The organism is Micromonospora sp. IBHARD004 (assembly GCF_052814115.1).
This window is the reverse complement of record NZ_CP199934.1, coordinates 3,946,498-3,961,974: the sequence shown is the minus strand read 5'-3', so window position 1 is coordinate 3,961,974 and position 15,477 is coordinate 3,946,498. Positions and strand designations below refer to the sequence as shown.

Genomic DNA, 15,477 nt, shown 5'->3' with positions numbered 1-15,477 from the left:
GAGAGCGACATGACCGTAACCGTTCCCGACGTGATCGTTCGCTACTACCAGTTGACCGCCGAGCCCGACGTCGACGCCTTCGTCGGCTGCTTCACCGACGACGCGATCGTCGCCGACGAGGACGGGACCTACGAGGGCCCGGCGGCGATCCGGGCCTGGCGCGAGCGGACCGCGGCCGAGTTCGACTACAAGGCCATACCCGAGGCGGTCGAGGAGGAGGCCGGTGGCAACCTGGTGGTGACGACGCTGGTCTCGGGCACGTTTCCGGGCAGCCCGGTCCGGCTGCGCCACCGCTTCACCATGCGAGACGGGCTGATCGGCGCCCTGGACATCCGGCCGTAGCACAGCCGTACGCGCGGGAAGGCCACGCTGCGGGCGGGCAACAGCAGCTGGCCGTGAGAACCCGTCCCGGCCTCGCCTACAGCCGGTGGCGGACCCAGACGTTGGGTTCGACGTAGACGGCGTGGTCGTGCGCGACGTCGCAGTGCACCGGCACCAGGGCTCCCGGCACGTGCACCGGCCCGCTGGTGTCGAACGGCAGGCCGGTCCACGAGCGCCACTCCGCGAGCGTCCCGCTGATCATCATCGACCTGGTGGCGACGCGCTCGATGTGCCCGCCCGCGCGCACGTGCACCCGCAGCCACGGATCGACGGGCAGGCCGTCGTCGCGGACCTGCGCCGCGTACCCGGTCATCGGGAGGTCGGGTCGGGTGTGCTTGCCGCTCGGGCGGACCGGGGCGACCAGGGTGTCGTAGCCGAGTTTGGCGACGGCCTGCCGCATGGCGGCGAGCATCAGGGCGGAGAGCCCGGCGCCGCGCCGATCGGGTCGGATGCAGATCTCGATGGCCGAGACGATGTTCGGGGTGGCGCCGGTGAGGCGCGTGATTGCGGCCCGCTGGATCGCCCGGTCCCAGCCGCCGTCGGGAAGCTCCGGCTCCGTCCAGCGCAACGGCACGGCGTACGCGCGGGCGACGGCGCGGCCCGGCTCGGCGGAGTCGACGGCGGCGAACACGAACTCGGGGTAGAGCTCGTGGGCGACGTTGTAGTACACCGCGCCCATCGGGTCCCAGAGCATGAACTGCGGCCACGCCCCGTCGAAGTCCTCGTCGAGCAGGGGGGCGAGGTCCGGCCGTTCCGCCAAGCTCACGATGTCGATCGTCACGGGCGGAACGGTAGGGCGGCGAGCCGCGCACCGCACCTCAATTCACGGCCCCGCACGGCTGTCGGCGGGCACCTGATCGAGTGTTCCGCGCGCATGTCGGCGACAAGGATCAGGGAGTACGGGTACGACAATCAGCGCGTGAAGGGACTGTGCCGATGAAGGCTCCGCCGTCGCCGATGGTGGCGCGACCCGTCATGTGTCACCGGTGGAGCTGGATAACGTTCATCCACTGGCGGTGTCCGCCGTCGCTGCTGCAGTCGATGCTGCCGTCCGGGGTGGCGGTGGAAACCTTCGACGGGTCGGCCTGGGTCGGGTTGACGCCGTTCCTCATGCAGGAGGTCCGGGCGCCGGTGCTGCCGGCCGTACCGTGGTTGTCGCGCTTTCCCGAGACCAACGTTCGGACGTACGTCCAGGACCAGCGGGGCCGGAGCGGGATCTGGTTCCTGTCGCTGGACGCGGCCCGCCTGCCCGCGGTCCTGGCCGCCCGGGCCAGCTACCGGTTGCCCTACTTCTGGTCGAAGATGGCGGTCCGGATCGCCAGCGACCAGGTCTCCTATGCCTGCGAGCGCCGCTGGCCCGGCCCGCGAGGGCCGCGGTGTGACGCCGAGGTGCGACTGGGGCCGGACCTGGAGGAGACCCGGCGCGACGAGTTGGCCCACTTCCTCACCGCCCGGTATCGCCTGTTCACGGTGGTCTCCGGTCGGCTTGCCACCGCCGAGGTGGAGCACCCCGAGTGGCCGTTGCGCGAGGCCGAGTTGCTCCGGCTCGACCAGGACCTGCTGACGGCGGCGGGACTGCCCGCACCCACCGGTGATCCCCTGCTCCACGCGTCTGCTGGCGTGCCCGTACGGGTGGGAAGGTGGCATCGGCTCGACGGGCGCTGATCCGACCCGGCAACCGACCAGCCGGGCGAAGGTCTCCGTGAGCAACAACGGCGACCCCCGCCGCCACGTCAGAATCTCCGTACCTGCCAGTGGGTGGCAGACACCGTACGCGGGCTCGGGATCGGGCGGCGGTTGCTGGGCGAGCTGGAACGATACGCCGCCGAGTACTACGCCCAACACTGGTTCGAGAAGCACCTCGCGCCGTGACGGCGCACGTCGCCCCCCGTCGCCAGTTCATCGCTCACTCCGGCGTTGTGCAGCGGTCACCCGGCCAAATGTTCCGCCCATGGGCCCCATCGATATCTCGGCCCGCGCCGGAGAGAATCCACATATGTCCACGGTCGTCCAGGCCCGACGATCACAGCGCCTGCCTCAGATAGACAACCTCAAGACCGCCATGGTCGCGTGGATCATCGCCGGGCACGCCCTGCTCGGCTATTCGTCGATCGGCGGCTGGCCCTATGACGAGGTCAACGAGGTCACGTTCGATCGTCGATCAGAGTGGGTGCTGACCATCCTGATCGGCCCGTCGGCCCTCTTCGTCGTCGGCACATTCTTCTTCCTGGCTGGGCTGTTCTCGCCCGCCGCCGTTGCTCGCAAGGGGTCGGCACGGTTCGCGGGCGATCGGATCCTGCGGCTCGGTGTGCCGTTCCTGTGCTTCATGGGACTGATCTGGCCGCTGTTCATGTGGGCTGCGTACCGCGCGGCCGGCTACCGCGTGTCGTACTGGTGGGCCTTCACGCACCGCCAACCCTTGCTGGACTCCGGCCCACTCTGGTTCGTCGAGGTGCTGCTGTACTTCTCGCTCGCATACGCGGCATGGAGCTGGGCCGCTGCCCGGCTGCGTCGGCAACCTCGTCCCGAGCCCGGGCCGTTCGGCGGTGGCCACCTGGTCGCGCTTGCCGCCGCCGTCGCGGTCGCCTCGTTCGTGATCCGGCTGTGGTTCCCCGCCCAGAGCACGCAGATCCTGGATCTGCACCTGTGGCAATGGCCGCAATGCCTTGCGATGTTCGGGTTGGGCGTCGTGGTCGCGCGGCGCGGGTGGATCGGCAGCGTGCCGGAGGGCCTGCGGCACGCCTGTGGCCTCGCCGTGGCGGTCACGCTGGCCGCCGTGGCGGTACTGGCTGTCGCGCTGGGGGTGTCGAGCCTCGCCGAGGCCGCCACCCCGTTCCTCGGCGGCTGGCACTGGCAGGCGCTGCTGCTGGCCTGCGTAGAGGCCTGCCTGGTGGTTACGGGATCGGTGTGGGCGCTCGGCACGGCGCAGCGCCGCCTACTGAACGGCGGCCGGCTTTCGGTGGCCTGCGGCCGCGCCTCGTACGCCGCATTCGCCTTGCAGGGACCCGTCCTGCTGATCTTGGCGATTGCGGGCCGGCCGCTACCCCTGCCGGCCGAGGCCAAGGCCCTCGGGGTGGGGGCGCTCGGCGTTCCGGCTTGCTTCTGGCTGGGATGGCTGATCATCGCGCGCACTCGGCTCGGCCGGCTCCTGTAGCCGGCCGTTGCGCGGCTGCTGCAGTCGATGACGGCGGCGGGACTGCCCGCGTCCACCGGTGATCCCCTGCTCCACGGTCTGCTGGCGTGGGTCGACCCCGGTGATCGTCTTCGGGGCCACGTCACCGGGTGGCGCGCAGCACGGCATTGGCCGACTGGAGGCGGATCTCGCTGACCTCGGCGACCGCCATTCGGAGCCGGTATCCGAAAGTCCCTGTGCGGTTGATGATCTGGCAGGTGCCGATCGCGTGCGGGGCGCCGGCACGGTCAACGGCGAGGACCGAGTATGCGCCGTCGGCCGGCGCGGCGGAGACGGTGACCAACAGCCAGGACGGGTTTCCCTGGTAGAGGAAGACGGTCCCGGCCGGTCGTGCGTCGGCAGTGGTCAGGGTGGTTGCCTTTAGGTAGCGACCGTTGGCAACGGCGAGCGTCTGCCGGTACTGGTCGGCCAGGCGCCGGTCCTCCGCGGTGCGCGACTGGATGAACAGCGCCCCGCCGCCAGCGGCGACCAGCATGCAGATCGCGAACGCCAGGGCCGCCAAGACTCGCCGACGGGCCAGGAGCCGCCGCCGGGGTGGCGGCGTGAGAGCCGCGTCCAGCCGGGCGAGGACGGTGCTCTCGAACCGCGGGGGAGGATCGACGGAGGGCGCGAGCAGCAGGACCGCATCGGCGGTCGTGGTCAACAGGTTGAGTTCTCGGCGGCAGTCCTGGCAGCGCGAGACGTGGGCAAGCGCCCAAGCCCGATCATCCCCGGCGGCCGCACCGGTGGCGAGCTCCGGGAGCAGGCCGTGCACGTCGCGACACTGCGGCAGCTCACTCATCACGTACCTCGAAATGATCGCGCAGCCGGGACATGCCCAGCCTGATCCTTGTTTTGACGGTGCCCAGCGGTACGCCCTGCCGCTCGGCGATCTCCTTCGCGGTGAGTCCGTGAAAGATCGCCAGGACGACGGCGGTGGCCTGTTCGGGCGGCAGCCCACGCAGGGCGACGCGGATGCGGTCGGCGTCGGCCACCTCGTCGGACGAATCAGTGGTGGCGGTTTCGGCAGCGGTGAGCAGCGCCAGCATCACCTCCGGCTCGTAGGGGCGGTCGCGGCGCAGCCGGATCGCGTCGATCGCCGCGTTGCGGGTGATGGACAGAAGCCACGGCAGCACGGCGCCACGGCGGGGATCGTAGCCGCCTGCGTACCGCCAGGCCCGCACGAACGCCTCCTGCGCGACGTCATCGGCGGTGGCCGTGGCCCCGACGATGCTGACCGCCAGGCCGAAGACCCGGGCTTGGAAGCGGCGGACGAAGCTCGCCGTGGCCTGCGGGTCACCGGCCGCCATCCCGGCGATCAGCGCCTCGTCACTGACACCCACATTCAGTACTACGTACGACAGGTCGGTGCGGGATCTGTTTTCTGCGAGAGATCCCGCACGAGGTCGACGCAGGTAGTACTGGTATGAGACTCAAGATCGCGATAGGTGTGGCGATGCTGGCGACGCTGGCCGCCTGCACCGGAACGAACGGCGCGACCGGGGCCGACAGCGGCAAACTGTCCGTCATCGTCGTCGAACCCGCCAGCGGCGCCACCGTGTCCACCCCGTTCACCGTCAAGGTCGACAGCAGCGTGCCGCTCGGCCCCAGCGGGTCCGGCCAGCACCACGTGCACATCTGGTTCGACGACAACGAATCCGACTACCTCATCGTCGAGTCCAACACCACCCAGATCACCGACGCCCCCTCCGGGCAGCACACGATGCACGTGTCGCTTCGCAACGCCAACCACTCACCGGCCGGGGCCGAAGCCACCACGCCGATCACCGTCGGGAGCGGTGGCGGGCCGGCGTCCTCGCCCAGCGCCGGAGGCGACGGCGCCGCGCCCACGTCCGCCGGCACTGACCCGTACAGCTACTGATCGCATGGCCAGCGACCCAGCCACCCTTCGGCGTTACTCCCGCGCCACGCGGTGGTTCCACGCACTCACCTATCTCACCGTGCTGGTCCTGCTGGGTACCGGCTGGTGGCTGGTCGCCGGGCGCGAGGGGCAGCCCAGTGTTGCCGCCCGGCTGACCGGGGTCGCCGACACCGGCCTGCACCGGTATGCCGGCTGGGTGCTGACGGCGCTGGCCGCCGGCGCGGTGACGCTGGGGGTACGGGCAACCCGCACGTTCGTCCGCGAGTCGCTGCGCTACGACCACGGGGATCTGAGGTGGTTCGCCCGCTGGCCGGGCGCACTCGTGACCGGCCGGTTCGCCCGGCACGAGGGCCATTTCGATCCGGGACAGCGCGTCGCGAACCTGCTGATGGTCGGGCTGTTCGTGGCCCTGACGGGCAGCGGCATCGGGTTGGCCCTGGTCACCGGCGGCCCCTGGTTCGTCTGGCTGCAGCGGGTGCACCGCTGGGCCACGTACCTCATCACGCCGGTACTCATCGGACACATCGTCATCGCTGCCGGCCTCCCGCCCGGGTACCGCGGCGTGGCCCGAGCCATGCACCTCGGTGGCCGCCTGCCGCTACGGGTCGCTGAGCGGGTCTGGCCGGGCTGGCTCGATCGGCATCGCGGAGTGCGCCATGACAGCTGAGCCGCCGTGCACGTTCACGACCTCCCTCGCCTCACTGCTCATCGGCGCCCTCGGCCCGCTCGAGCGGCAGGAGGTCGAAGCCCACCTACGGCAGTGCCCGGTGTGCCTGGAGGAACTCATCCTCCTCGCGCCGCTGCCCGGCCTGCTGCACCGAGCGGCGCCGCCTGACTCGTGCCCCCGATGCGATCCGTGATCGACCGGATGGAAATGTCGGCTCCCTCGAGTTCTTCGCATAGCGTCACCCACCATGACCGAAGTCAACGAGGATCCCACTCGCACCGCCCTTCCTGTCCGGCAGTTTGTCGGGATGCACCTGATCTCCGGAGACGAAGTCGCGGAGATCCCGATCCGGGACGCGGTCGACGCCTTGGAGACCGCCCTGTGCGGCGGCCTCGATCCCGAGCAGGACACACCCCGTTCCCGGGTGACCACCCAGGCCGGCGAACTGCTCGTCATGCCGTCCACCCTGGGCGCCTTCTCGGGCGTGAAGCTGCTGTCCAGCACCCCGGGCAATCCCCGCCGCGGACTACCGCTCATCCAGGGGGCTTTCATGCTCTTCGAAGGTCCGGAGCAACGTGCCGCCGCCGTGATCGACGGCGTCGCGCTGACGAAGCTGCGCACCCCTGCCGTCTCCGCGCTCGCCGTACGACACCTCCTGCCCGAGGTGGCCGATCCGCGCCGGCTCACGATCTTCGGTACCGGACCGCAGGCGCGCGGCCACGCCGAGGCCATCCTCGCCCTGCACGAGATCAGCGAGGTCTCGCTGGTGGGACGCGACAGCGCACGCCGCGACCGTCTCGCCGCGCACCTCGCCGACACCGGCGTCCCGGTGCGGGTGTCCGGCCCCGACGCGTCCGCAGCGGCGGTGGCGCAGGCGGACATCATCTGTTGCTGCACGAGTGCACCGGCTCCGCTCTTCGACGGCACCCTGGTCAAGGTGGATGCCGTTGTCGTCGCGATCGGTTCACACTCGCCGCGCATGCGTGAGGTCGACGACCGGCTCGTCAGCCGCGCGAGCGTCGTCGTCGAATCCCGCGCCAGCGCGTTACGCGAGGCGGGTGACGTCGTGATCCCCCTGGCTGCCGGCGTCGTGCGCGAGGAGGACCTGTACGCGCTGCGCGACGTCGTGACCGGCAGCGCGCAGCTACCCACCGGTGGACCCAGGCTGTTCAAGGGGACCGGCATGCCGTGGCAGGACCTCGTCGTCGGCGCCGAGATCTACCGCAGCTACGTCACCGCGCACGACGGTGCCCCGTGAGACGGCGAGGTGCGGTCACCTCTCGGTTCTGAACACCCGCGCATCGGCACGCGCGACCCGTGGCAGATGAGTGCGCTCCGAGCACGCCGGCGGCGCCGCCGACGGGGTCTACTTCCGGCCTGTGGCGAGGGCGGTGATGAGCTGCCGGTAGGCGTCCTTGATCGGTAGATCGCGTTCGGTCTTCATGCGGCGGCGGGTGGTGGTGACGGGGGTGCCGCGTACGGGATCGAAGCCTGGGTGCTCGTAGGTTTCCCACCACAGCCCGAGGCCCCGCCGCTGCCAGGTGGGAAGGTCGTTGAAGTTGATGCCGCGGCGGAACAGCAACTCGTTCTTGTCCGCCGTGCTGGCTCCTTCCAGCGTGCGGCTGGCCTGCCGAGCCGACTGGCCGTCCTTGCGGAGCGTCCAGTAGCACCAGCCGTTGAGCGCGCTGCGAGTTGCGTCGGACTGCCGCCAGGAGAAGTAGTCAACGACATCCTCAACACCGACTCCGACCCAGAGGCGGGAGTCGAAATGAGCCGGCTCGTTGGCCGCATGGGTGAACGCCGCGGAGGCGATACCGGCCGAGATCGACACGAGCTTCTCCACGCTGCGGCCGAACAGGTCGGAGGCCGGATCGAGCAACAGCGAGATCTCGTCGCTCTGGGTGTAGGCGTAGCGGCCACCCACGTCCGCCAGCAGCGCTTGGGCGGTGACCACCATGAGGTCGCAGAACCGTGCGTCGAACGGCTTGTCGAAGCGCTGCTCGGTGAGTCGGGAGAATCCCCGCCCGTCGACCCTGATCACAGTCCAGGCACCCGCCAGCACGCGCAGCGGGTGGAAGTACTCCCGGGCCCGTTGCCGGGCCTCGACCTCCTCGGCGTTCACCGCTCTCAGCCTTCCATCGGCTCGACCTGGAAGCCGCCCCTGCCGTCGAACCGGACTTCGTACAGCCGGTCGAATCCATCGGCCTGCCGAGGGCGTCGGAGCCGCTTGAGCGTGTCATACAGCCCAACGTCCGGCACCCGGGCTCGATCCTCACGCGCCGCGTTGCGGTCGAGCGCCGCAGGCAGATCGGGCGGGAACCAGTACCCGACCGTCATCGCGCCGTGGGTGCGGGCAGCCTCGATCAGCGGTTGCCACTCGCGAGGGGAGGGATTGGTGTTGTCCACCACGACGCAATGCCTCGTGGCCAGGGCCTCGCTGACCAGCCGCATCTGACGGCGCTGGCGATGGCGGGCATTCGGGAACGCGTCCTTGCTGACCACCACATGATTGTCGGTCAGCAGGCGCCGGCAGAACGTTGTCTTGCCCGACGCCTGCAGACCGATCAAGATCGCCAGTTCCAGCCGATCAACCACAGACCGCCTCCGGTACCCGCATCTCAGTCACCGAGAAGAGCTGATCCTGCTGTGGGGGCGAGCGGTGACCGTTGTTGTCCCGCTGTCCGTCAGGGCCGGCCGGCGGGGCGGTTCAGCCCGATTGTCGCCGAGGCCAAGAGTTGCTTCGCAGCGAGTTCGCCCAGTGCGTCGCACCGACTCCGGTCGGCTGTGGTCCGGTGTCCACGGTCGAGCCGGGCTGCGGGGTCTGGCCTGCCGGGGGCGGGCCGAGCCATTCGGCACCTAGTGGGCGATCGCGCTCCGGAGTGGCAAGCGAAGTAAATCCTTCCGAAGGTGTCTTTTCGGGCGCGTCGACGGCTGGCTGCGGCCAGCGCCGCCAGCGCTGACGGCTGAGCACGGCGACCAGCATCGCGGCACCGACCAGCAGCGTTGTGCCGGTCCGCACCGGCGTGGCCAGGTCGGCGTGCAGCCCTGCCACGGTCACCTTCTGGCCGAGGAGGTGCAGCAGCCAGGTCGGGCGGGGCAGCATGGCGAGATAACTGCCCGCGTACACGACCCCGGTCAGCACTGCGCCCAACGGGGAAAATCGCAGGGTGGCGATGAGCCCGAGCAGGATCCCACCCGCCAGCAGCAGCAGCGCGGTCCGAACGTAGTCACCCGTGTCGAAGACACCGCTGGTATGCGCCGCGGTGAAGGCCTGGACCGAGCGGTCCTGTCCGATGGCGAGGAGAATCCAGGCCAAGGGACCGATAACGATCGCGGCTATCAAGGTTCCGATATGTCGCATCGGGGGACCGTACCTCTGCGGCGGAACGATGAAAACCCCCAGCGCGGACAGTCGCTCCTCGCTCACGATGGGGCGTCGCAAAGTCCCAGGCACAGGCCCACCCGCGGATCGACGAGGACCACACCCGCCCGGACGGCACCCAGGTCGCGACGCTGACCGACCCGGGCCGCTCAGCCTCTGAGGCCCGGTCCGGACCAGGTCAACGTCCGAGGTCGACCTCGATCTCCACCGTGACGTCGTCACGGACCTTGAGCGCGCCGAGAAAGGCCGAGTACGGCTTGATTCCGTACGCCGACTGGGTCACCACCGTGGCGGCGCGGTACCGGTCGGGCGTCACCTCGCGCACCTCGACGTCGATGGGGGCGGCGACCCCGTGCAGAGTGAGCGTTCCGCTGATCGTGGCGTGGTCGTCGCCGGTGACGACCCGGCTGGACTCGAAGGTGGCCGTCGGGTGGCGACCGACGTCCAGCGTGCGCCGGGCGTTGTTCTCGATCTCGCCCCGGTCCCTGTCGGTCAGCGGTCGCGCACCGCCGGTGCCCTCCCGCACGGCCAAGGATCCCAACTCAACGCGGGCCGTCGCGGTGGCGTCCACCGGCCCGGTCTCGGGAACGTCCAGCTCCACCGACCAGTCGGTCACCTCAATGGTCAGGTCGTGCCCGACGGTCGAGCCGACACCCTTGCGGCTGGTGCGCAGTAGCATCCGCCCGTTGTTCGGGCCGAACCGCAACCGGCCCGTCGTGATCGCCACCCGCCAACTGTACGCGGAATCACCACCGCCCTCATCGCAGTCAGGCATTTCATTCAAGCGACGTGAGCTTCTTGCGGACGCCAGGAGCGTGTCGCCATGGTCGGCCAGAAGGTCGATCTCGGCGGAGATGTGGTCCATGGCGCGCAGTGCTGCGAGTGCGCCCTCGCAGGCGTCGACGGCGTTCGGGATGTCGCCTGCGGCCACCCGTACCTGCCCGATCAGCGTCGCTCATCACCTGCCGTTGCGGTATCAGGACTGCTCGGCCTGGCGCTTGAGCAGGGCCAGCCGCTCGTCCCAGGTGGCGGCCAGGCTGGTCATCCACGACGCGGTGGCGACCAGCGACTCCGGCCGTACCTGGAACCGCACCTCACGGCCGGCCCGTACGCCGGTCACGAGGCCGGAGTCGCGCAGCACGCCGAGGTGCTTGAGGATGCCCTGACGGGTCACCGGCAGCTCCCGGGCCAGCGCGCTGGCCGTGCTCGGCGAGCGCCCGAGCAGCTCGAGCACCCGTCGACGGGTCGGATCGGCCAGCGCCACGAACACCCGGTCGACGTCGACCGCGGTGGTCATCCCGGCTGCTGCGCCCGGTCGCGCAGGCTGTCCAGCATCTCGGCCCAGCCCTGGGTGTTGCCGTCGAAGCCCTTGCGGCGTGCCTCCTCCGGGATGGGCAGGGCGGCGAACCCGGTCTCGACCACGGTCACCTTGACGGCGTCGGCCTCGTTGGCCAGATGGAACTCGACCAGCGTGGTGTTGTCGCCAGTGAGATCCTCTCCTGGGCTGGTGCTGGCCCACCGGAACGCGGCGTAGGTCTTCGGGTCGAAGCTCACCACCTGCACGGGGAACCGGCCCCACTGCTCGGATTCGCGGACCGTGATGGCCCCCGGCGTCCGGTCGATCGGGGCCGGGGTCTGACTCGGCACCCACCACCCGGGCTCGGTCACCAGGTCCCAGACCCGGTCCAGTGGTGCCTCGATGAGCACGGAGCGCTCGATGCGGTCACTCATGCGTGGTCTCCCTTCATCCGCAACTCCACAGTTGCACATCATCGGCCGATCTGCAACCCGCCGGTTACACATCACCCGATCGTGCGGCCCCCGGCCAGGGTCGATGGTCTGCTTAACCAGCTGCCTCGGTGGTTCGGCGCCGCCGTCGGCTGAGCTCGCAGGTGTGGCTGGAAGGGGTGAGACGCGGCCGGTGGTACCGCACCGGCCCAGTCCCCGGACCCGACGGTGTCCGGCCACAGACCTCCGGCCCGTACATCGCCCGACCGGCGCCCCGGTCGCCTCGCCCACGCGGCGACAAGATCAACGCGGCCTGCGTCTCTTGCTAATCGCGCAATGATCTCCGAGGCCTCGATCTGCGGTTACAGCAACCACAGCCGGGTGCCGCGCCGTCCGTCCCGTATCCCGGCGGCGGACGTCCGCACATGGCATCCGCTGACCGCGCGGTCGTGCCGAATTGAGTGCGTGGCGCGTCGCGCTCGGTAATCTTCGTCGTGCGCCACGGAAGAATGGCCATCACCGGAGTGCGCGAGTCGACAAGCCGCAGCGTTCGGAAGACAATCATGAGCATCCATTCGTGAGCAGGAGGACCACATGCGCGTCATGCGAGTTATGGCCGACCTTCGAGTGGCTGACGTTGAGGCAGCGAAGAGCTTCTACACCGACTACCTCGGGCTGAGCACCGAGGAGTTCAACATGGGTTGGGTGGCCCGCTACACCTCTCCCGACAGCGGGGCGAACGTCCAACTCGTGACGCGCGACGCAACCGCACCCGAAGACCCGGTCATCTCCGTCCAAATGGATGACGTGGAAGGTGCTTATGAAGATGCTCAGAAACTTGGCTACGAGATCGTGCACCCACTGACTACAGAGCCATGGGGTGTGCGCCGGTTCTTCGTCCGGGCACCAGACGGCAACGTGATCAACATCGCGTACCATCGGGGCTGAACCAGCGGCGCGCGGATCGGGGCGGTCAGCCACGGTCGTCCACGTGAGCGTCGGTTGCCGACATCACTCTCTTCGCGAAAGCCGAAGACGCACGCACATGCCGCTGACCATTCGGTCGTGCCGGAGATTTTAGGAGCGCGAGTCACGAGGCGTTGAACCAGACCGTAGACCGCGTGCACGTAGCTACGCGCCGAGCGACGGATGAACCGCCCAGGTTCACAAACTCACCGGAAGTCGGCAGAAGCCGCGGAGCACGAGGCGGTCGCGGCGGATCGGATCACTGGCGGGGCGAAGCCCTGGAAAGCGAGCTAGGAGCAGGGGAAACGCGATCTGCGCTTCGAGTCGGGCCAGCGCCGCGCCGAGGCAGAAGTGGGCGCCAGCCCCGAAAGAGAGTGGCATGTTGTCGCTGCGCAACGGGTCGAAGGAGTCGGGCGCGGAGAAGCGGTCGGGGTCGCGGTTGGCCGCCCCGAGCAGCACGGTGATTTCAGTACGGCGGGTGACATCGACGCCGGCGACGGTGGTGGGGGACGCGGGTACGCGGGTGGTCATCTGCACGGGGGAGTCGAAGCGGAGAAATTCTTCGACGAAGGCGGGTGCCAGTTCGGGTGAGGAGCGCAGCCGTGTCAGGGAATCGGGGTGCCCGAACAGGATTGCCATGCCGTTGCCGATGAGGTTGGTCGTGGTCTCATGGCCGGCCAGCAGCAGCAACGCCAGGTTTCCCAGCAGTTCGGCGCCGGACAGCACCGAGTCCGCGGATGTCGCCGCGGCAGCCAGTTCGCTGGTCAGGTCGTCGGCGGGCTTTCGCCGGCGGTCGGCGACCAGTCCGATGAAGTAGTCGCGCAACTGCGTCGCGGCCCGGTCGGCGCGGTCGGCCGCTTCGGTCGTGATGGCGTATTCGATGGCGTCGGCGAAGTCAACCGCGACGGGGCGGAACCATCCGCGATCCGACTCGGGCACCCCGAGCAACTCGCAGATGACCGTGACGGGCAGGGGTACGGCGAACTGCTCCATAAGATCCACCGGCTCATCGCTGTCGTGCAGCGCGTCGGCCAGCCGCATGGCCTGCGCTTGGATAGCCGTGCGCAGGTCGGCCACGCGCCGCGGGGTGAACACGCCGCTGACCAGCTGCCGCATGCGCCGGTGGTCGGGCGCGTTGGTGTTGAGCATCGAGTCGGTGAGCAAGGCCTGCGCTGGCCTGGTCGCGAACTCCGGGCCGAACTGGCGACGCAGCATGTCGCGGTCGACGACGAGCATCTGCGGGTCTCGCAGCACCGCGCTGGCGTGGCGATAGGAGGTGACGATCAGTTGGTCGTCCAGGGCGAGCACCGGGCCGTTCGCCCGCAGCGCCGCGTAGAGCGGGTACGGGTCCCGGCGCCCCTCCGGGCTCATCAGCTGAGTAGCAGCGGAGACGGCGTCCATGCCGCGATTCTGGCAGCAACAGGCAATCGACGTCGTGCACCATCGCACGGCATCGCCGCTCGCCATCGCCTCAGGTCCGGAGCTTGGCGCGATCATTGAGCCTCGTGTTACGCGCCGAGCCACCGGCCCTCTTCTGCCGCAAACCGGGCAGTGCTGTGCGCGCGGTCGTGCCGAATTGAGTGCGTTTGACGTTCAGCGCGAGTGGTGGAAGTCTTCCGGTCGAGCGTTACTTGATGGACCCGGACTTCGCTGTGGCCGCACCGCTCCATGCCGCGCAACGGCGAGGGATGAGGCGGCAACCGGATCCCACCGGCATGCCGCAGGTCCATTTAGGACTTTGAACCCACACGACCTCAGAGCCTGCTCCCCGACGTCGCCATCGTGGGATCGTGTCGGGATGGGCGTCAAGGCCACACCCGCTACGCGGGTCGACCTAAAGGTCGAGCCTGGACTCCGACCCCTCACCGTCGTCTGCCCGCACCGATCGGGAATCCGCCATAAACCGGTCACAACCCGTCCAGCGTCCGCGCCTGACTCGATCCCGCCTCTCAGGGATGACCCCAGGTCGTGGGGCGCCACGGTCGATGGTCCGCAGCCGGCGAGGGCGCTCAGCGTCGCGGTCGCAAGAAGATCGCCAGGGATACGACGAGCCGAGCGCTCCGCATGACGTGACTTTACGGGCTACCTGACGGCGGATCGGCCTTCGTGCCCGTCGCGTGACCATCGTGATCGTCCCGTCGGTTAGGCGAGTCCGGTACGCCGACCCTGACACTGTCTGCGTGATCGGCTTGCCTGGCGCCACGCATCGACGTACCGTGGCCGGTTGCCGACGGCGGGCGTCGGCGCACGCACCCCAAAGGATCGAACATATGCCGCGTAAGCCCTTCGAACGCGGCATGGTGACGACGCTACTAGGCCTGCTCATCGCCGTGCCGGCCCCGGTCCTCGCAGTGGCGTCGCCGGCATTCGCCGGCGGCGATCGATGCTGCCAGGTGAGCATCGACAACATGCCCGGGCAGTTTCACGGCGGAGGCGACCCCAAGCCCTTCACCCTGCATGTGGTTAACCAAACACAGGAGACTCTCCGGTACCTCAACGTGTCGTTCGTCCTTCAGGCGAATGGTCTAGTCGGAGACCTGGTCCACCTCCAGCGTCAGCGCGTTCTCGGCGGACCACACAGCGTCGGAACGTTCACCCAGCACGGTGTGCAGAACGGTGTCGTCACGGCAAACGATCAGATCGACTTCGGGATGCTGGCGCTGCCGCCCGGCGACGGAGTGAACATCCAGTATCAGCTGTCCTTTAACAAGAAGATGCCCAGCACCGGACTTACGCTTTCAGTACAAGTGCAACCCAAGCGAAGCGACGGGGGCGTCAGCTCCGCCGGCCCGTATCAGTCCACGATCGTGGCAGCTGGACAGCCGGCCCAGGCTCAGCCAGATCCAACGCCGACTCCAACTCGGAGCGCCACGGCTAGCGATACGCCGACCGCGGCCGATGCGACCGACATCGGAGCAGCGCCAACGGACCAGTCATCGCTCATCGTCGGCAGCTCGTCAAGCGGCGGCGGTGGCTCGCTGATGTGGCTGGCGTACACCATTGGCGCTCTGCTCTTACTCAGCGGAATCGGCGTGATCGGCACGCTGCTGTGGCGGCGCGGACCTCACGAAGTTGAGACCGATTGGGACGAGCCGCAACAGTACGGCCAGCCGACATACCCGACGCAGCCGCTCGGTGTTCACGCGCCCACCCAGATCGTCGACGACGGAATGCCAAGGTAGGCCAGTGGCCACGCGGCGCAAACACGTGTTGCCCCGGCCGTCTACGGCGCGCCCGGCCATCATACGGCTCCGACCGCGCAGTTCCCGGTCCCGCAGGACCCCTTCGTGGATCCTGAT

Annotated in this window: 19 protein-coding genes; 9 read left to right on the top strand and 10 right to left on the bottom strand. The window is 69.1% G+C overall.

Translation table 11 applies throughout. The features are described 5' to 3' along the window. Positions 1-9: 9 nt before the first annotated feature. Positions 10-342, top strand: coding sequence for a nuclear transport factor 2 family protein (locus ACTWO6_RS19380; RefSeq protein WP_446215243.1), 333 nt, complete (start codon positions 10-12; stop codon positions 340-342). A gap of 76 nt (positions 343-418) precedes the next feature. Here the strand turns inward: ACTWO6_RS19380 and ACTWO6_RS19375 are convergent, their stop codons facing one another. Further along, positions 419-1,162: an N-acetyltransferase gene (locus tag ACTWO6_RS19375; RefSeq protein ID WP_446215242.1), complete on the bottom strand. Its 744-nt coding sequence runs from the start codon at positions 1,160-1,162 to the stop codon at positions 419-421. 155 nt (positions 1,163-1,317) lie between these two features. Here ACTWO6_RS19375 and ACTWO6_RS19370 point away from each other — a divergent pair, with 155 nt between their 5' ends. Continuing rightward, complete coding sequence (locus tag ACTWO6_RS19370) at positions 1,318-2,046, top strand: YqjF family protein (RefSeq protein WP_446215241.1); 729 nt, start codon at positions 1,318-1,320, stop codon at positions 2,044-2,046. A 331-nt stretch (positions 2,047-2,377) separates the two neighbouring features. Beyond that, positions 2,378-3,535: an acyltransferase family protein gene (locus ACTWO6_RS19365; RefSeq protein ID WP_446215240.1), complete on the top strand. Its 1,158-nt coding sequence runs from the start codon at positions 2,378-2,380 to the stop codon at positions 3,533-3,535. Positions 3,536-3,656: 121 nt separating this feature from the next. On the opposite strand, the gene ACTWO6_RS19360 is transcribed toward ACTWO6_RS19365, so the two are convergent. Together ACTWO6_RS19360 and ACTWO6_RS19355 are read right to left on the bottom strand one after the other, a co-directional pair. Next, positions 3,657-4,355 carry a hypothetical protein gene (locus ACTWO6_RS19360; protein ID WP_446215239.1) on the bottom strand — a complete coding sequence of 233 codons (699 nt, stop codon included), beginning with the start codon at positions 4,353-4,355 and terminating at the stop codon, positions 3,657-3,659. Then, positions 4,348-4,896: an RNA polymerase sigma factor gene (locus tag ACTWO6_RS19355; protein ID WP_446215238.1), complete on the bottom strand. Its 549-nt coding sequence runs from the start codon at positions 4,894-4,896 to the stop codon at positions 4,348-4,350. The genes ACTWO6_RS19360 and ACTWO6_RS19355 overlap by 8 nt, the downstream gene beginning before the upstream one ends. An 83-nt stretch (positions 4,897-4,979) precedes the next feature. Between ACTWO6_RS19355 and ACTWO6_RS19350 the strand changes: the two genes are divergently transcribed. Genes ACTWO6_RS19350 through ACTWO6_RS19335 form a run of 4 tightly spaced genes read left to right on the top strand, consistent with a single transcriptional unit; the run spans position 4,980 to position 7,360 of the window. Next, a complete protein-coding gene (locus ACTWO6_RS19350) occupies positions 4,980-5,435 on the top strand; it encodes a hypothetical protein (RefSeq protein ID WP_446215237.1) in 456 nt (151 codons plus the stop codon). A 4-nt stretch (positions 5,436-5,439) separates the two neighbouring features. After that, positions 5,440-6,102, top strand: coding sequence for a cytochrome b/b6 domain-containing protein (locus ACTWO6_RS19345; protein ID WP_446215236.1), 663 nt, complete (start codon positions 5,440-5,442; stop codon positions 6,100-6,102). Next, positions 6,092-6,295 (top strand): anti-sigma factor family protein, encoded by a 204-nt coding sequence (locus tag ACTWO6_RS19340; RefSeq protein WP_446215235.1) that lies wholly within the window; start codon positions 6,092-6,094, stop codon positions 6,293-6,295. The genes ACTWO6_RS19345 and ACTWO6_RS19340 overlap by 11 nt, the downstream gene beginning before the upstream one ends. A gap of 54 nt (positions 6,296-6,349) precedes the next feature. Further along, complete coding sequence (locus ACTWO6_RS19335) at positions 6,350-7,360, top strand: ornithine cyclodeaminase family protein (protein WP_446215234.1); 1,011 nt, start codon at positions 6,350-6,352, stop codon at positions 7,358-7,360. Between the two features lie 108 nt (positions 7,361-7,468). On the opposite strand, the gene ACTWO6_RS19330 is transcribed toward ACTWO6_RS19335, so the two are convergent. The 6 genes from ACTWO6_RS19330 to ACTWO6_RS19305 all read right to left on the bottom strand — a co-directional run bounded on the left by ACTWO6_RS19330 (position 7,469) and on the right by ACTWO6_RS19305 (position 11,215). Further along, complete coding sequence (locus ACTWO6_RS19330) at positions 7,469-8,224, bottom strand: tRNA(His) guanylyltransferase Thg1 family protein (protein ID WP_446215233.1); 756 nt, start codon at positions 8,222-8,224, stop codon at positions 7,469-7,471. Between the two features lie 5 nt (positions 8,225-8,229). Continuing rightward, positions 8,230-8,697, bottom strand: a complete 468-nt coding sequence (locus ACTWO6_RS19325; RefSeq protein ID WP_446215232.1) for an AAA family ATPase — start codon at positions 8,695-8,697, stop codon at positions 8,230-8,232. Between the two features lie 112 nt (positions 8,698-8,809). Continuing rightward, complete coding sequence (locus ACTWO6_RS19320; RefSeq protein ID WP_446215231.1) at positions 8,810-9,463, bottom strand: hypothetical protein; 654 nt, start codon at positions 9,461-9,463, stop codon at positions 8,810-8,812. Positions 9,464-9,662: 199 nt separating this feature from the next. Further along, the gene (locus tag ACTWO6_RS19315) at positions 9,663-10,415 is read right to left on the bottom strand and encodes a YceI family protein (protein ID WP_446215230.1); all 753 of its coding nucleotides are present in this window, start codon (positions 10,413-10,415) and stop codon (positions 9,663-9,665) included. 45 nt (positions 10,416-10,460) lie between these two features. Then, the gene (locus tag ACTWO6_RS19310; RefSeq protein ID WP_446215229.1) at positions 10,461-10,781 is read right to left on the bottom strand and encodes an ArsR/SmtB family transcription factor; all 321 of its coding nucleotides are present in this window, start codon (positions 10,779-10,781) and stop codon (positions 10,461-10,463) included. Beyond that, the gene (locus ACTWO6_RS19305) at positions 10,778-11,215 is read right to left on the bottom strand and encodes an SRPBCC domain-containing protein (protein ID WP_446215228.1); all 438 of its coding nucleotides are present in this window, start codon (positions 11,213-11,215) and stop codon (positions 10,778-10,780) included. Before ACTWO6_RS19305 ends, ACTWO6_RS19310 begins: the two co-directional genes overlap by 4 nt. A gap of 591 nt (positions 11,216-11,806) precedes the next feature. Between ACTWO6_RS19305 and ACTWO6_RS19300 the strand changes: the two genes are divergently transcribed. Beyond that, positions 11,807-12,160 carry a VOC family protein gene (locus ACTWO6_RS19300; RefSeq protein WP_446215227.1) on the top strand — a complete coding sequence of 118 codons (354 nt, stop codon included), beginning with the start codon at positions 11,807-11,809 and terminating at the stop codon, positions 12,158-12,160. Positions 12,161-12,376: 216 nt separating this feature from the next. On the opposite strand, the gene ACTWO6_RS19295 is transcribed toward ACTWO6_RS19300, so the two are convergent. Beyond that, a complete protein-coding gene (locus ACTWO6_RS19295) occupies positions 12,377-13,579 on the bottom strand; it encodes a cytochrome P450 (RefSeq protein ID WP_446215226.1) in 1,203 nt (400 codons plus the stop codon). A gap of 869 nt (positions 13,580-14,448) precedes the next feature. On the opposite strand from ACTWO6_RS19295, the gene ACTWO6_RS19290 reads away from it, so the two are divergent. Next, on the top strand, positions 14,449-15,360 hold the full coding sequence (locus tag ACTWO6_RS19290) for a hypothetical protein (protein WP_446215225.1): 912 nt from the start codon (positions 14,449-14,451) through the stop codon (positions 15,358-15,360). Positions 15,361-15,477: the final 117 nt, after the last annotated feature.

What these genes read in the sequence shown, in the direction of transcription:
- ACTWO6_RS19380 (WP_446215243.1), top strand. Translation starts at nt 10, where the DNA reads ATGACCGTAACCGTTCCCGACGTGATCGTTCGCTACTACCAGTTGACC.
- ACTWO6_RS19370 (WP_446215241.1), top strand. Translation starts at nt 1,318, where the DNA reads ATGAAGGCTCCGCCGTCGCCGATGGTGGCGCGACCCGTCATGTGTCAC.
- ACTWO6_RS19365 (WP_446215240.1), top strand. Translation starts at nt 2,378, where the DNA reads ATGTCCACGGTCGTCCAGGCCCGACGATCACAGCGCCTGCCTCAGATA.
- ACTWO6_RS19360 (WP_446215239.1), bottom strand. Translation starts at nt 4,355, where the DNA reads ATGAGTGAGCTGCCGCAGTGTCGCGACGTGCACGGCCTGCTCCCGGAG.
- ACTWO6_RS19350 (WP_446215237.1), top strand. Translation starts at nt 4,980, where the DNA reads ATGAGACTCAAGATCGCGATAGGTGTGGCGATGCTGGCGACGCTGGCC.
- ACTWO6_RS19345 (WP_446215236.1), top strand. Translation starts at nt 5,440, where the DNA reads ATGGCCAGCGACCCAGCCACCCTTCGGCGTTACTCCCGCGCCACGCGG.
- ACTWO6_RS19340 (WP_446215235.1), top strand. Translation starts at nt 6,092, where the DNA reads ATGACAGCTGAGCCGCCGTGCACGTTCACGACCTCCCTCGCCTCACTG.
- ACTWO6_RS19335 (WP_446215234.1), top strand. Translation starts at nt 6,350, where the DNA reads ATGACCGAAGTCAACGAGGATCCCACTCGCACCGCCCTTCCTGTCCGG.
- ACTWO6_RS19320 (WP_446215231.1), bottom strand. Translation starts at nt 9,463, where the DNA reads ATGCGACATATCGGAACCTTGATAGCCGCGATCGTTATCGGTCCCTTG.
- ACTWO6_RS19310 (WP_446215229.1), bottom strand. Translation starts at nt 10,781, where the DNA reads ATGACCACCGCGGTCGACGTCGACCGGGTGTTCGTGGCGCTGGCCGAT.
- ACTWO6_RS19305 (WP_446215228.1), bottom strand. Translation starts at nt 11,215, where the DNA reads ATGAGTGACCGCATCGAGCGCTCCGTGCTCATCGAGGCACCACTGGAC.
- ACTWO6_RS19300 (WP_446215227.1), top strand. Translation starts at nt 11,807, where the DNA reads ATGCGCGTCATGCGAGTTATGGCCGACCTTCGAGTGGCTGACGTTGAG.
- ACTWO6_RS19295 (WP_446215226.1), bottom strand. Translation starts at nt 13,579, where the DNA reads ATGGACGCCGTCTCCGCTGCTACTCAGCTGATGAGCCCGGAGGGGCGC.
- ACTWO6_RS19290 (WP_446215225.1), top strand. Translation starts at nt 14,449, where the DNA reads ATGCCGCGTAAGCCCTTCGAACGCGGCATGGTGACGACGCTACTAGGC.